Annotated in this window: 12 protein-coding genes and 1 pseudogene; 7 read left to right on the top strand and 6 right to left on the bottom strand. The window is 71.1% G+C overall.

Annotated features, from left to right (window positions below):
* Positions 1-34 precede the first annotated feature (34 nt).
* Both OG710_RS26145 and OG710_RS26140 read right to left on the bottom strand, forming a co-directional pair.
* Positions 35-1,198 (bottom strand): chorismate mutase, encoded by a 1,164-nt coding sequence (locus OG710_RS26145; protein WP_330241510.1) that lies wholly within the window; start codon positions 1,196-1,198, stop codon positions 35-37.
* Between the two features lie 37 nt (positions 1,199-1,235).
* On the bottom strand, positions 1,236-1,997 hold the full coding sequence (locus OG710_RS26140) for an AfsA-related hotdog domain-containing protein (protein ID WP_330241509.1): 762 nt from the start codon (positions 1,995-1,997) through the stop codon (positions 1,236-1,238).
* Between the two features lie 212 nt (positions 1,998-2,209).
* Here OG710_RS26140 and pdhA point away from each other — a divergent pair, with 212 nt between their 5' ends.
* The 4 genes and pseudogenes from pdhA to OG710_RS26120 all read left to right on the top strand — a co-directional run bounded on the left by pdhA (position 2,210) and on the right by OG710_RS26120 (position 7,119).
* The gene (gene pdhA / locus OG710_RS26135) at positions 2,210-3,343 is read left to right on the top strand and encodes a pyruvate dehydrogenase (acetyl-transferring) E1 component subunit alpha (protein WP_330241508.1); all 1,134 of its coding nucleotides are present in this window, start codon (positions 2,210-2,212) and stop codon (positions 3,341-3,343) included.
* A gap of 8 nt (positions 3,344-3,351) precedes the next feature.
* Positions 3,352-4,383, top strand: a complete 1,032-nt coding sequence (locus OG710_RS26130; RefSeq protein ID WP_443064337.1) for an alpha-ketoacid dehydrogenase subunit beta — start codon at positions 3,352-3,354, stop codon at positions 4,381-4,383.
* Entirely contained in the window at positions 4,380-5,627 is a 1,248-nt protein-coding gene (locus OG710_RS26125; RefSeq protein ID WP_330241506.1) for a dihydrolipoamide acetyltransferase family protein, read from the top strand. The genes OG710_RS26130 and OG710_RS26125 overlap by 4 nt, the downstream gene beginning before the upstream one ends.
* A gap of 254 nt (positions 5,628-5,881) precedes the next feature.
* Positions 5,882-7,119: pseudogene (locus OG710_RS26120) on the top strand (IS30 family transposase).
* A 72-nt stretch (positions 7,120-7,191) separates the two neighbouring features.
* Here OG710_RS26120 and OG710_RS26115 read toward each other — a convergent pair.
* The 4 genes from OG710_RS26115 to OG710_RS26100 are packed head-to-tail and all read right to left on the bottom strand — an operon-like array spanning position 7,192 to position 11,235.
* Entirely contained in the window at positions 7,192-7,803 is a 612-nt protein-coding gene (locus tag OG710_RS26115) for an acyltransferase (RefSeq protein ID WP_330241505.1), read from the bottom strand.
* Positions 7,804-7,849: 46 nt separating this feature from the next.
* Positions 7,850-9,052, bottom strand: a complete 1,203-nt coding sequence (locus OG710_RS26110) for an FAD-dependent monooxygenase (RefSeq protein WP_330241504.1) — start codon at positions 9,050-9,052, stop codon at positions 7,850-7,852.
* 36 nt (positions 9,053-9,088) lie between these two features.
* Entirely contained in the window at positions 9,089-9,646 is a 558-nt protein-coding gene (locus tag OG710_RS26105; RefSeq protein ID WP_330241503.1) for a flavin reductase family protein, read from the bottom strand.
* Positions 9,643-11,235 (bottom strand): 4-hydroxyphenylacetate 3-hydroxylase family protein, encoded by a 1,593-nt coding sequence (locus OG710_RS26100; protein ID WP_330241502.1) that lies wholly within the window; start codon positions 11,233-11,235, stop codon positions 9,643-9,645. Before OG710_RS26100 ends, OG710_RS26105 begins: the two co-directional genes overlap by 4 nt.
* 265 nt (positions 11,236-11,500) lie before the next feature.
* Between OG710_RS26100 and OG710_RS26095 the strand changes: the two genes are divergently transcribed.
* From OG710_RS26095 to OG710_RS26085, 3 genes are all read left to right on the top strand, one after another.
* Positions 11,501-13,018 (top strand): class II 3-deoxy-7-phosphoheptulonate synthase, encoded by a 1,518-nt coding sequence (locus OG710_RS26095; RefSeq protein WP_330241501.1) that lies wholly within the window; start codon positions 11,501-11,503, stop codon positions 13,016-13,018.
* Between the two features lie 51 nt (positions 13,019-13,069).
* On the top strand, positions 13,070-13,549 hold the full coding sequence (locus OG710_RS26090) for a MaoC family dehydratase (protein ID WP_330241500.1): 480 nt from the start codon (positions 13,070-13,072) through the stop codon (positions 13,547-13,549).
* Between the two features lie 153 nt (positions 13,550-13,702).
* Positions 13,703-14,443 (top strand): TetR/AcrR family transcriptional regulator, encoded by a 741-nt coding sequence (locus OG710_RS26085; protein WP_330241499.1) that lies wholly within the window; start codon positions 13,703-13,705, stop codon positions 14,441-14,443.
* Positions 14,444-14,453 lie beyond the last annotated feature (10 nt).

The raw sequence follows: 14,453 nt of genomic DNA, 5'->3' as shown, positions 1-14,453 counted from the left end.
CGGCGGGACGGCGGCACCGTCCGCGGGGGTGGACTCACCGCGGAGACCACCCCCGGCACATCTCCAGCAATGCCTCGGCGAGACCCGCCCCGCTCTCCCCCAGTTCCTCGGCGTACCGGCCCCGGATGGACAGCTCGCGGCCGGAGTCCAGCGGGGCTCCGCCCCGTCCCGTGCGGATGCGCTGGATCTCCCGGGATGCCTCGATCCGCTGCTTCAGCGTACCGATGAGGGAGCCGTCCAGGTCATCGATGCGCTCCCGCAGCCGGGCGATGTCCCCGGGCGCGGCTTCCCCGGTGGTGTTCGTCTCGCTGTGCATCGTCGTCAGGCTCCGTTCGTACGGCGGTGGGGCTGGGGCCGAGGCGTAGGACCCCAGGGACCGCAGCCCGGGGAGGCGCAGGCTCAGCAGTTGGACGGTGCGGTGGGTCGCGGGCTGCTCGGCGTTGCCCGGGCAGTCCACGAACAGGACGGAAGCGCCGCTGCCGTCGGGCACGGTGTACAGGGACACGGCCCGCAGCAGGGGGTGGCGCCGGAGATCGTCCAGGAAGGCGCCGAGGCCGTCCGGCGGGCCCGGAACACGTCCGAGCAACGAGGTGCGATCGGCCTGCCGGACGGGCGGGAAGGCATGGGCGCCGGAGTGCGCGCAGAGCAGGAACCGGGTGACCGCCCCGGCGGTGTCCTGGATGCCGGCGGCCGCCACTCGCAGGCCGTAGTGGGCGGCGGTGAAGTCACCGGCCACCGCGGCGTCGCTGGCGCCGTCCCTGACCCGGCGCGCGGCCTCCGCGTTGGACGGTGCCGACAGCCAGCGTGCCCGGGGCAGTCGCCCGGCCAGCCAGCCGGCAACCTGCGCCCCGGCGTGCGGGTGGCCGCTCACCGTACGGATGGTGTCGAGCCCGGTGCCGGGACGCACCAACAGCGCGAACTCGACGGGGAGCACCACCTCGCGGACGACGCCCGGAGCGGGTGCCCCGGCGAGTGCGCGCACCGTGTCCCCCACCGGTCCGGCCACCGTGTTGTGCACAGGCAGCATCGCGGCGTCCGCGTCGCCCCCGTGCACCAGTTCCAGTGCCCGGGCGGCCGTGGCCGCCGGCAACAGCCGCGAGCCGTCGGCTTCCGGGAGGGTGCGCAGCGCCCGTTCGGTGAAGGTTCCCTCCGGCCCCAGATACGTCAGCCGCCACGGGCGCGGGATGCGTCCCAGCACGCGGCGCGGCTGGGTTCCCTGTACCGGTGCTCTCATGTCACGCGGTGGCGAGAGCGGCGTCCATCGTGCTCGCCACCGCGCTCTTGGCCCGGCGCAGTTCCTTGTCCTCCAGCAGTCCGGGGGCGAACGCGGCGGCGTCGATGGTGATGCCGGCGGCCTCACGACCGGCCTGCTCGACCACCACCGTGGTGCGGACGGTGAGCCTGCTCGGCTCCGACAGGTCGGACGCGTCCACGGTGAGCCGCAGGGTGGCACCGACGGGGAAAAGAAAGTTGGAGAACGTGGTGTTCATCGAGTTCAGGACAATGTAGTAGCGCTGCTGCGACCAGCGTGCCGTGAAGTAGCGTTCCACCACCGCGAGGAACATCTGGCGGGCCGCCTCGACGGCCACCATGCCCTGCACATGCACGCGGTCCTGCACATCGACGAGGAGCTCGTTGTGATCGTGCAGCCGGAGCCGGGCCTCGTAGGTGGTGTCGTCGACCTGCGTGAGCCCGGCCACCAGCACGTTGTCCTCGCGAGCCTTGTGCAGCTCCTGGCGGCGCGCGGGCTCCCCGGCGGTGTGCACGAGAGTGATGCGGTCGTCCAACTTCCGCCGGGCGATGGCGTCCAGGAGGTAGGAAACCTCGAATGAGCCGACTCCCTGGCCGGTGACCACACGCACCGGCCCTTCCACGGTGTCGAGGTCGCCGGCGTCGAGCGCGCGGACGAGGTCGGAGAAGGTGTCGGCGCCGACGGCCGCGGCGAAGTCCCGAAACCGGTCACCGACGACGAGTCGGGATGTGTCTGTGCTGTTCATGAGCTACCTCCTGGCTGGCGGGAAGCGGCGGTCTGCGACACCGCGGAAGTGATTTCAGCGTGGAGTCCAGGACCGGGGCCCACCAGTCGCCTGTTGGAAGTAGACACGAGGTACTAGCCGTATCAGCCGACTGCCGCCGCCGCGTCCCTCCGCGAATTCTGGTGCGGAGAACGCTGACACCTCAGTCCGGCGACCGAAGGAGCCTCGTCCCCATGACCGTTCTCGATCCGCCAGAGGTCCGTGAGGCCGGCGCGGCGGCCATGCTGCCCTCCCCGGAACCGCTGACCCTCATCGACAGTCCGTCCGGTACCGGGGACCTCGATGACTCGGTACTGCTCGAGCTGTACCGGCAGTTGGTGCGCGGGCGCCGATACAACCTGCAAGCGACCGCTCTGACCAAGCAGGGCCGGCTGGCGGTCTACCCGTCGACCTCGGGACAGGAGGCGTGCGAGGCCGGGGCCGTGCTGGCCCTCGCCGACCAGGACTGGATCTTCCCCACCTACCGGGACACCCTGGCCCTGCTGGTGCGGGGCGTCGACCCGGTGGAGGTGCTGACCCTGCTCCGGGGCGACTGGCACGGCGGGTACGACCCCCGTGAGCGGCGGGTGGCACCGCTGTGCACGCCACTGGCCACCCAGACGCTCCACGCGGTGGGACTGGCCCATGCCGCCGCGCTGCGCGGCGACGACCTCGTCGTCCTCGCGATGACCGGCGACGGGGGCACCAGCGAGGGCGACTTCCACGAGGCGCTGAACTTCGCGGCCGTGTACCGCGCGCCGGTGGTCTTCTTCGTGCAGAACAACGGATACGCGATCTCCGTACCGGTCTCCCGGCAGTCCGCCGCCCCGAGCCTGGCGCACAAAGCCGTGGGCTACGGCATCCCGGGTGTGCTGGTCGACGGCAACGACGCCGCTGCCGTGTACCACACCGTGCGGCAGGCCGTGGAGCGCGCTCGTGCGGGCGGTGGGCCCACCCTCGTGGAAGCGGTGACCTACCGCATGGACGCACACACCAACGCCGACGACGCCACCCGGTACCGCGACGCGGCCGAGGTGGAGTTCTGGCGCCGCCGGGACCCGGTGGACCGCATGGAACGGCATCTGCGGGAGCGTGGGCTGCTGGACGACGCCGACGTCGAGCACGTACGCCGGGAGGCGGAGGAGATGGCCGCAGAGTTGCGAGCCCGTCTCACGGACGAACCGATGCCCGACGCCCTGGACCTGTTCGAGCACGTCTATGCCCGGCGCACCACCCAACTGGAGGAGCAACGCGCCGCACTGATCGCAGAGCTGGCGAACGAGCCCGCCGGCCGGGGCGACGCCGGAGCAGAGGAGGCGGCGCTGTGACCGCCGCCGTGCCCGCCGCGCGGTCCGCGGCCGGGGCGGGCGTCGAGCGGGTGACTCTGTCGAAGGCGTTGAATCTGGCCCTGCACGATGCCCTGGCCAGTGACGACCGGGTCCATCTGATGGGTGAGGACATCGGCACACTGGGCGGCGTGTTCCGGGTCACCGACGGCCTGGCCGCCGAGTTCGGCAACGTTCGGGTCACCGACACCCCGCTCGCCGAGTCCGGCATCCTGGGCACGGCCGTGGGCATGGCGATGTACGGGCTGCGCCCCGTCGTGGAGATGCAGTTCGACGCGTTCGCGTATCCGGCGTTCGAGCAGCTCGTCAGCCATGTGGCCAAGATGCGCAACCGGACGCGTGGCGCCCTGCCCATGCCGATCACCATCCGTATTCCCTACGGTGGTGGGATCGGCGGCGTCGAGCATCACAGTGACGCCTCGGAGGCGTACTACGCCCACACTCCCGGGCTGCACGTGGTCACGCCGGCCACTGTGTCCGACGCGTACGGTCTGCTGCGCGCGGCGATCGCCTCGGACGACCCCGTCGTATTCCTCGAACCCAAGCGCCTGTACTGGTCGAAGGGCGACATCGACCGTACGGCTGCCGTGACCGGACCGGGCCGGGCCGCGGTACGCCGCAGCGGCTCCTCGGCCACCCTCATCACCTACGGGCCCTCCCTTCCGGTCTGTCTGGACGCCGCCGAGGCCGCGGTGGCCGAGGGCTGGGAGCTGGAGGTGGTGGACCTGCGCAGTCTGGTGCCCTTCGACGACGAGACGGTGTGCGCCAGTGTCCGGCGCACCGGCCGGGCGGTCGTCGTGCACGAGGCCCAGGGGTTCGCGGGGTTCGGTGCCGAGATCGCCGCCCGGGTCACCGAGCGCTGCTTCCACCATCTGGAGGCTCCGGTGCTGCGGGTCACCGGCTTCGACATCCCCTACCCCCCGCCGATGCTGGAGCGGCACCATCTGCCTGACGTCGACCGGGTGCTGGACGCCGTCGCCGGGCTGCAGTGGCAGGACAGCACGCACGCGGAGGAAGCATGACCACGACGACGCGCGAGTTCGCCCTGCCCGACCTGGGCGAGGGCCTCACGGAGGCGGAGATCGTACGGTGGCTGGTCTCCGAGGGGGATTCCGTCCACGTCGACCAGCCGGTGGTGGAGGTGGAGACGGCCAAGGCCGTGGTGGAAGTCCCGTGCCCGTACGCGGGGGTCGTCGTCAGGCTGTGGGGCCGGGCCGGTGACAGCCTGGACGTGGGGCAGCCGCTCGTGTCGGTCCGTGAGCGGCGGGCGGCCGAGGACTCCGGCAACGTGCTGGTCGGCTACGGGACGTCGCCGGCCGCAGCCCGCCGTCGGCGTATCCGCCCCCGCTCGTCCGGGCAGCCGCCGGCAGCCCCCGTCGCGCCTGCGGCCTTCGTGGCGATGCCCCGGCCGGGCGGCGGGCCGGCCGGGCCGGTGCCGGTGATCTCCCCCTTGGTCAGGCGGCTGGCCCGGGAGCGTGGTCTCGATCTGCGGACGATCCGGGGCAGCGGGCCCGGCGGGCTCGTCCGGCGTCAGGACATCGAGGCTTTCGGGGCACCGCCGGCGGCTGCCGCGGCGGAAGCCGTACGGCTCCCCCTGCGCGGTGTGCGCGGCCTGATCGCCGACAAGCTGGCGCGCAGCCGGCGGGAAATCCCCGATGCCACCACCTGGGTGGACACGGACGCCACCGCCCTGCTGGTTGTCAAGCGGCAGCTCGCGGCCCCGGACGCGCAGCGGATCTCGCTGCTCGCGCTGCTGGCGCGGGTCTGTCTCGCGGCGCTCGCCCGGTATCCGGAGCTGAACGCCACCGTGGACACCGACCGCCGGGAGATCGTCCGGCTGCCGTCCGTGCACCTGGGCTTCGCCGCGCAGACCGGGCGGGGCCTGGTCGTGCCGGTGGTCAAGGACGCGGACCGCAGGACGCTGCCGGAGCTCGCCGCGGAGATCACCCGGCTCACCGCCGGCGCCCGGGAGGGGACACTGACCCCCGCCGAGTTGTCCGGTGGGACGTTCACCCTCAACAATTACGGTGTCTTCGGTGTCGACGGATCGACGCCGATCATCAACCATCCCGAGGCGGCGATGCTCGGCGTGGGCCGCATACTGCCCCGCCCATGGGTCGTCGACGGAGAACCGACGATCCGCCAACTGTGCCAGTTGTCCCTCACGTTCGACCACCGGGTCTGTGACGGTGGGGTGGCCGGCGGGTTCCTTCGGCACGTGGCCGACCTGGTCGAGCGGCCGGTGTCCCTGCTGCGACTGCTGTGAGCGAAGGACGAGTACACGGCCCGGGCCCCCGGTGCGGCCGACCGCTTGGGTTCTAACGGTCCTCGCAACACCCGCGATCTGCGGGAGTTGCGAGGACCGTGGCAGTTGGACGCGATGATCTTGCGGGGCTGCGGGAGCGTTTCCTTGCACGGCTGGATGTCGTGGGGAGCGTGACCGTGGTGGCGCGTGAGCTAGGGGCGAACCGGAGCACCGCCTTCGGCTGGGCCCGGAAAGCCGGACGGAGCTCGGCGCGCCTGCCTCGGCGGCATCCTGGGCGCGACGAGTACGAGCGGCTTCGTGCCGCCGGTGTCGCACGCCGTGTCGCGGCCCGGCAGGTGGGTGTGAACGAGCGCACGGCCAAGGACTGGGACTGGGGCGTCAAGAAGTCCGGCACCACGCGCACTTACCCTGACGGCCGCCGTGTCGACTACACGGCGGGGACCGTCACGATGTGCGGTGTGACCACGCCACCGGTGGGCCTGACAGCCCTGGAGAAACAGCTTCACCCGCGATTCCTCACGCTCGCCGAGCGCGAGAAGATCCGCGATCTGCGCGCGGCGGGTCAGTCGCTACGGGCGATCGGGCGGGCCCTGGGACGGCCGGCGAGCACGGTCAAGCGGGAGATCGACGCGAACTCCGGCCCCGAGGGCTACCAGCCCTACCCTGCCCACCGCGCCGCCGCAGCGCGCAGGCCACGGCCCAAGGACCGCAGGCTGCTGCGCGAGGGACCGTTGCGCCGCTTCGTCCAGGACGGACCGTGCAGGAGGTGGTCACCGGAACAGATCTGCCACGCTCTGACCATGGAGCATCCCGATGACAAGAGCGTGCAGGCGAGCGCGGAAACGGTCTACCAGGCGCTGTATTGCCAGACTCGCGGCGGCCTGAAACGAGAAGTGCAGGGAGCCATCCGCTCCGGGCGCACCCGCCGCAAGCCACGCCGAAACCCCGAGCGGCGCACGCCCCGGTTCACCGACCCGATGGTGATGATCAGCGACCGCCCCGCCGAAGTCGAGGACCGGGCCGTGCCCGGTCACTGGGAAGGCGACCTCATCATCGGCGCGGGCGGCCGTTCCGCGATCGCTACCCTGGTCGAACGCAGCACCCACTACACCATGCTGGTCCACCTCCCAGGGGCGGAGCCCACGACGCCGAGACCGTCCGCGACGGACTCGGCGCCACCCTCCAGACCCTGCCCGCCCACCTGCGCGGCTCCCTCACCTGGGACCAGGGCAGCGAGATGGCACGCCATAAGCAGTTCAGCACGGCCACCGACCTGCCCGTCTACTTCTGCGACCCCGCTTCCCCCTGGCAACGCGGCTCCAACGAGAACACGAACGGGCTGCTGCGGCAGTACTTCCCGAAAGGCACCGGCCTGAGCGTCCACAGCCCCGAAGACCTCGAACACGTCGCCCAGGAACGCAACGGCCGCCCACGCAAGACGCTCGGCTGGGGTACCCCAGCCGAGCGTATACGTGATCTACCCACCACCTAGAACCAGGTGGTGTTGCGACGGCCCCTGGAACCCAAGCCGCACCGGGGGCCGGGCCGTGTGGTGTGTACCGGTTCAGCGGGACCGGTAGGCGTGCAGGGTGACGTGCTCGGGCCCACCGGCTCCTGCGGAGGGCAGGGGCTCGACGCGCTCGGTGGCGGCCCGCGCCGGGTGCAGGTCACTCAGACAACGCTTGGCCAGTTTCTGGTATTGAAGGGTGCCGTTGGCCTTCCAGGCGATCTCGTCGGCGGTGAGTTCGCGTACCACCTTGGCCGGGCTGCCCGCCACCAGGTGCCGCTCAGGAACGTGGAAGCGGGACTTGACGAAGCTGCCGGCACCGACGAACGCCTGCCGGCCCACGACCACTCCGTCCATCAGGACGGACTTCATTCCGATGAGACTGTCCCGGCCGACCCTGCAGCCGTGCAGCACACTGCCGTGACCGACGTGTCCGTCCTCCTCCACGACCGTGTCGGCGCCGGGGAAGCAGTGCAGTACGCAACCGTCCTGCACGTTGCAGCCGGTCCTGAGTTCGATGTGTCCGAAGTCGCCGCGCAGGCTCGCGAGCGGGCCGACGTAGCAGGCGGGTCCGATGTCCACCGAGCCGATCAGTACGGCGTCGGGGTGGACGAAGGCCGTCGGGTGCACCACGGGAACGGTGCCTTCGAAGGAGTAGATGTGTGCCATGGGATGATTCACCGTTCGTCGGGGCGGTCGGGGGACGGCCGGCCGGTCAGACCGGCGCCGGGGCGGCCCGCAGCGAGTCCAAGGCGTCGTGCCCATGGATCCAGGCGAGGTCGTCGGGCAGCCCGGTCAGCCGTTCGTTGCGGGCCTCGGCCTCCGGCCCGTCCGGCAGTTGGAAGCAGCCTGCGTTCTTCCGTGAACCGGTTTGGATCAGCCGGGTGCGGGGCCGGCGCAGCCGCTCGTAGGCACGTAGCGCACCGGCCACTCCTTCGGCATCCGTGCCCGCCAGGAGGCGGGCGAGGACAACGGCGTCCTCCAGTGCCTGGTTGGCGCCCTGCCCGTGGTGGGGCAGCATCGCGTGTGCGGCGTCGCCCAGCAGCGTCACCCGGCCGACACTCCACGTGCGCTGCGGTTCACGGTCGTACAACGCCCAGCGGCCGGGGTGGTCGCAGGCGCCGAGGACCTCGGTCACGAAGGGGTGCCAGCCGTCGAAGGCAGCCAGCAATTCGCCGGGGTCGCCCTCGGTGGACCACGATTCGACCGTCCAGGTACGGTCGGGCACGACGGCAAGGAAGTTCAGGGCGCTGCCGTCCGCCACCGGGTAGGCGATGAAGTGCCGGCCCGGTCCCAGCCACAGCCAGAGGGCCGGCTCAGCCAGTTCGGGAACGTGCCGCAGGCGTTCCATGGGTACCAGGGCTCGGTACCCGCTCGTTCCGGAGAACACCGCCTCGTCGGGGCCGAACAGGTGGTGGCGCACCGCGGAGTGGATGCCGTCCGCGCCGACGACCGCGTCCGCCCGGGCCTCGGTGCCGTCGGCGAAGCGCAGCACGGCACCGTCGGTGGTCTGCTCCACCGTGGTGCAGCGTGCACCGAGCCGGACGTGTTCCGGGCCGAGCACGGCGAGCAGAGCCTCCTGAACGGCCGCGCGTTCCACCGTCCAGAAGGGCGCCCCGTAGAGCTTCTCGTAGTTGCCCGTCAGGCGGTGGGTCACCATGGACCGGCCGGTGTGCCAGTGCCGGAAGTCGGCACGGACGGGCCGCGCGGCCGATTCGGCGAGCCGTTCGACGAGGCCCAGATCGCGCAGGGCCCGGTGCCCGTTGGCGCCGATCGCGATACCGGCGCCCTGGTGGGACAGTTCCCGGGCCTGCTCGTGGACGACCACCTCGATGCCCTGCCGTCGCAGTCCGAGTGCGACGGCCAGGCCGCCGATGCCGCCGCCCACCACGGCCACGCGCGGGCGTCTTGCCGCCATGGCGTCTCCTCCTCATTCTGGTTGTCCGTCGCCCGGTCAGGGTGCCGGTGCGACGCCGGTGAAGGTGCCTCGGTGGAAGACCAGGGGGTCGTGGTCACGACCGACAGCACCCAGCACCCGGCCGACGACGAGCACGTGGTCGCCGAGCGCCTGGGTGAGGTGCAGATCGCATTCGAGGGTGCCGGGCGCGTCGGGCAGCAGCAGGCAGCCGGTGTGGGGGCCGACGACCCAATCCGCCGCCTCCTCCACCGGAGGCCGCCGCACCGCGGGCGCGGTCAGGGCCCCGACCAGGGAACGCGCCCGGTTGCCGAGAAAGGACACCGCCCACTGGCCGGACGTCCGCACCCGGCGCAGGAAGGTGGAGTCGTTCCGCAAGTACATCGACACCAGCGGCGGGTCCAGGGAGACCGAGGTGAACGAGTTCACCGCGATGGCGTCGTGCCGCGTTCCGGTCCGGGTCTCGAATCGGGTCGACACCGCGCACACGCCGGTCACGTACTGTCCGAAGACCTGCCTCAGATGGGCCTCGTCGGGCAGGACGGAGGTTCCGGGAGGGGCGGCGGAACCGCCCGGGGCACGGGCCGGGCTGTTCACCGCCCGGCCTCGGCCGAGCCGGACCGTCCCGTACCGGGCACGCCGCCGCCGATGACGGTGGTGTCCTTCGCGTCGATCAGGTCCGGGACCTTCCAGCCGTTCTCGTCGTACTCCGACAGGCACTGGTCGACGAGTTGTTTGTAGTCGTCGAACTTTCCGGAGGCCTGCTGGGCGTGGAGCGCCTCGAAGCGGATCTGCTCGTGGTTGCCGGCGTAGTTCATCTCGTACAGTTCCCAGCGGGCACCGAACTCGGTGCCGACCGCGTCCCAGGCCAGCTTCATCAGCTTCACCCGGTCGATCGCCTCGACGCCCAGGCCACGGACGTACCTGTCGAGGTATGGCCTGACCTCGGGGTCGGACCAGTCGGCGGCGTGGGAGTTGTTGTAGATCAGCGCGCTGCCGAGGTCCCGGAGGAAGATCTCGCGCACCTTGGGGAAGATGGACGAGGACAGCACCCTGAAGGCCAGCGCGGTTTCCCCGTTGGGGGTGACGGTGCCGTCCGGCCACTTGGTGGGATTCTCGGCCATGGAGTCCACCAACGCCCAGAACATGTTGCGATAGGCAAGCACTTCACCGAGTCGGCTCTGCACTCCGCGGAACTCAGATGTTCCGGTGGTTTCCAGGCACTTGGCGAGCAGACCCGTCAGGAAGTCCATCTTCACGGCGAAGCGGACGCAGGCGTGGAACATAGCCCGGTAGAAGAACCCGGAACCGTAGAAGAAGTTGTTCGCCTTGTCCACGTCGTAGCAGAAGACGTTCTCCCAGGGAATCAGGACCTGGTCGAAGACGAGGATTCCGTCGTTCTCGTCGAGACGGCTGCTGAGCGGCTGGTCGAAGGGGCTGCTGACCGTGGCGGAGGCATACTCGTACGACGGCCGCGAGATGATCTTCAGGCCGGGGCTGTTGGTCGGCACGATGAAGTAGGCGGAGAACTCCTTGGCGCCCTTGGGGATGACCCCGTAGCTGCCGATGAAGATGTGCTGGGTGAGCGCCGCTCCCGTGCCGACCACCTTGGCGCCGGATACGACCAGGCCGGCATCGGTCTCCCGGTCCACCGTGAGCATGACGTCCTTCAGCTCGGTCAGTCCGCGGTTGCGGTCGATCGGCGGGTTGACGATCCCGTGGCCGATGAACAGCACATTCTCCTGCGCCTTGCGGTACCAGGAAGACGCGTTGTCCTCGAACGGAGCGTAGTGCTCCTTGTTCGAGCCGAGCGTGGAGAGGAACGCGGCCTTGAAGTCCGGGGTACGCCCCAGCCAGCCGTACGTCATCCGCGCCCACTCCTCCATGGCCCGCGCCGATGTACGCAGGTCGCCGGAAGTGTAGGGAGCCTTGAAGTAGGGGTGGGTGAAGCCGCCGTTGCCGGTGTCGGTGGGGACGATGAGCCTGCTGTTGCGCTCGGGGTCGTGCAGCGCGTCGAACAGACGGGCCACCATGCGGGAGTTGTTGCGGAACGCGGGGTGGCTGGTGACGTCGTCGACCCTCTCGCCGTAAATCCTCACCTCCCGGCCGTCCCGGAGACTCTCGAGGTACTCGTCCCCGGTCTGGGGGCGGGACACGGACCCGGCGGGCCCGGCGGTGCTGCTCATACGGAGTCGCCTTTCGAAGGTGGCGTAGCGGGTGCGGCACGGGTACCACGGGAACCGACGGTTCCCGCCGGCGGCCCGCGCCTTCCGAAATGCTCCAGGAGCGGGCACCACCCCGACAGTCGGCCGCTGGGGCTAGTACGCGGGTATTAGATCCACCCTTCTAGCCACAACGACCCACTGCCCGGGCCGGGCAGGCGCGTGACAGGCTGCGCACCCCGGTCCCCTCTGCCCCTGCCCCCGTACAGAAGGCGTTGAGGTTTTCAGCGTGGACACCCTGAAGCGCCCGTCACCGGCCGACCCCCCGGCACGGGCCCGCTCACCGAAGCAGCCCGACTCCCCAGGACAGTGCGGCGGTTCGCCGTCCGGACCGTCCCCCGAAGCGTGGCGGTCGCTGCCCGCCGCGCAGCAGCCCGACTGGCCCGACCCCGCGGCACTGCGAACCGCCTTGTCATCCCTGGCCGGCGCCCCGCCGCTGGTGTTCGCCACGGAGTGCGACACCCTTCTGGACAGGCTCGGCGAGGTCGCCCGCGGCAAGGCGTTTCTGCTCCAGGGCGGCGACTGCGCCGAGACCCTGGACGCGGTGAGCGCGGAGTCGGTGCGAGGCAAGCTGGAGGTCCTCCTCCAGATGGCCTCCGTTCTGACCTACGCGGCCGGCCTGCCGGTGGTCAAGGTCGGCCGTATCGCCGGCCAGTACGCCAAGCCCCGCTCGCGGCCCACCGAGACCCGGGGCGGCGTAACCCTGCCCTCCTATCGGGGCGACGCCGTCAACGGGCGGGCGTTCACCGCCGAGGCCCGAACCCCCGACCCGGCCCGGCTGGAGCGCGTCTACCATGCTTGCGCCGCGACGCTGAACCTGCTGCGTGCCTTCACCGCCGGCGGTTACGCGGACCCGCACGCCGTACACGAGAGGAACCGCGACTTCGTGGCCCTGTCCACGGCGGGCGGCCGCTATGGGCGGCTGATGGACGAGATCGACGCGGCGTTCGCGTTCATCCGGGCCTGCGGCATGACCCCTTCGAGCATGCGCACCACGGAGGTGTTCGCGAGCCATGAGGCCCTGCTCCTCGACTACGAGTCCGCGCTGGCCCGCACGGACCCCGACAGCGGGCGGCGGTACGCCCTGTCCGGGCATCTCCTGTGGATCGGCGAGCGCACCCGCCGGCCGGACGAGGCGCACGTGGCGTTCGCCGCGGGCGTCAGCAACCCCCTCGGCGTCAAACTCGGCCCGGACGCGGGCGTCGGAGACGTACTGACGCTGCTGAACCGGCTGGACCCGCAGCGCACCCCGGGCCGGCTCACCTTCATCACGCGGATGGGGCGGGGACTGGTGCGCGACCGGCTGCCCGCCCTGGTGGAGGCCGTACGCGCGGAGGGTGCGCAGGTGGTGTGGGTGTGTGATCCCATGCACGGCAACACCTTCACCGCGCCCAGCGGCCACAAGAGCCGGCGCTTCGATGACGTCCTGGACGAGATCGAGGGGTTCTTCGAGGTTCACCGCGCCCTGGGCACACACCCCGGCGGGCTGCACATGGAACTGACCGGCGAGGACGTCACCGAATGCGTGGGCGGCAGCGACGAGGTCCTCTCCGGCAACCTGCACCTGCGCTACGAGACGGCGTGCGACCCCCGGCTCAACCGGAGGCAGTCGATGGACCTGGCGTTCCGGGTCGCGGAATGGTTCAGCGCCGAGGAGCCCCGGTGCGGCCGGCCCGGCGCCGAGCGCGTCGCCGTCCGCACTCCAGACCTGTCCGTGTACACACAGGCCGCGGCACCCGTCGGCTGAACCGGCCGCCGGGGACCCACCCCACCGCCCCAAGACGAAGGATCAGTCACCGTGCGGCACTTCGAGCACTTTCCCGTCGGCACCACGTACGAGTTGGGCGCCACACGGCTCACGAGCAATGACATCATCGGCTACGCACGCGTCTACGACCCGATGCCGTTCCACCTCGATCCCGAGGCCGCCGCCCGCTCCCCCTTCGGCGGCCTGGTCGCCAGCGGCTGGCACACAGGCGCCGTGGTCATGGGGCAGTTCGTGCGCGCCCTGCTCGCGGACGCCGCCTGCCAGGGCTCCTACGGCATGGACGAGGTCCGGTTCCTGAAGCCGGTGCGCCCCGGCGACGAACTGCGCGGGCGGGCCACCGTGGAGGAGGCCGCGCCGCACCCCAGGCGCCCGAACACGGGAACGGTCCGCTTCCTCGTCGAGGCGGTCGACCAGCACGGGGACCCGGTGTACCGGATGCGCACCCGGCTACTGTTCGCCCGTGCGGCGGCCGCGACCGTCGAGCGGGATGCCACTGCCGCACGGCGCTGACGGGTCGTACGACATCGCGCACACAGCGCACCAGGTCCGATGAGGCGGTGCGTCCGCCCTTCCCCCTGCTCCCGTCCCTCTCCGGCCAATCCCCCGACCGGAGAGGGACGGGCCTCCCCCTGCCCTCCTCCACTCCTTTGACCATACGCACCGTTGCGTCTAGTCTCGATCTCGTCGACCGGCTCCGGAACGGACGCCGCAACGCGACGAGGAGGACACGCCATCGACGCCCAGCACGTTCAGGACCGGGCGGGCGGCGGGCACGCCGGCCGCACCCGCAATGGGCCCCGGCGCAGCGAGGCCGCTCGCCTCGCGGTACTGCGCGCCGCCGACGATCTCCTGGTCGACGTCGGATTCCACGCCATGACGGTCGGCGCCATCGCCGAACGGGCGGGCGTCGCCAAGCAGACGATCTACCGGTGGTGGCGGTCGAAGGTGGACATCCTTCTCGACGTCCTGGACGAGGACCTGCGGGACCTGGCCTTCTGGCCCGAGCTGCCGCAGGACCCGCAGGCCACCCTGGAGCAGTACGCGACCCACGTGGGCGCGGTCTTCACCGAGCCCGCCACCGGTCGCGTCCTGTTCGTACTCATCGGACACGCCCAGCACGACACGGCCACCGCCGCGGCCCTCCGCGACGAAGTACTGCGACCACAACGGCAGTACGACCGCAGACGCGTCCAGGCGGCCCTGGCGAGTTCCCTGCACTCCACGGTGACCCGGCAGGAGGCCGACCAACTCCTCGACCTGGTCGTCGGGCCCGCCTTCCACCGGGCCTTCATGACGGGACGGCCGCTGGACCCCCAGTTCGCCCGGCAGTTGACCACCGCCGTCCTGGCCCTCCGGGACGGTGTCACTCCCCCCGGGACTCCGTCTCCCGACTCCTCCGCCTGAAGGGCTGCCC

The sequence above is a fragment of the Streptomyces sp. NBC_00525 genome (genome assembly GCF_036346595.1).
In the GTDB taxonomy this organism is placed as follows: Bacteria; Actinomycetota; Actinomycetes; order Streptomycetales; family Streptomycetaceae; genus Streptomyces.
This window is presented reverse-complemented; position numbering and strand designations above follow the sequence as displayed.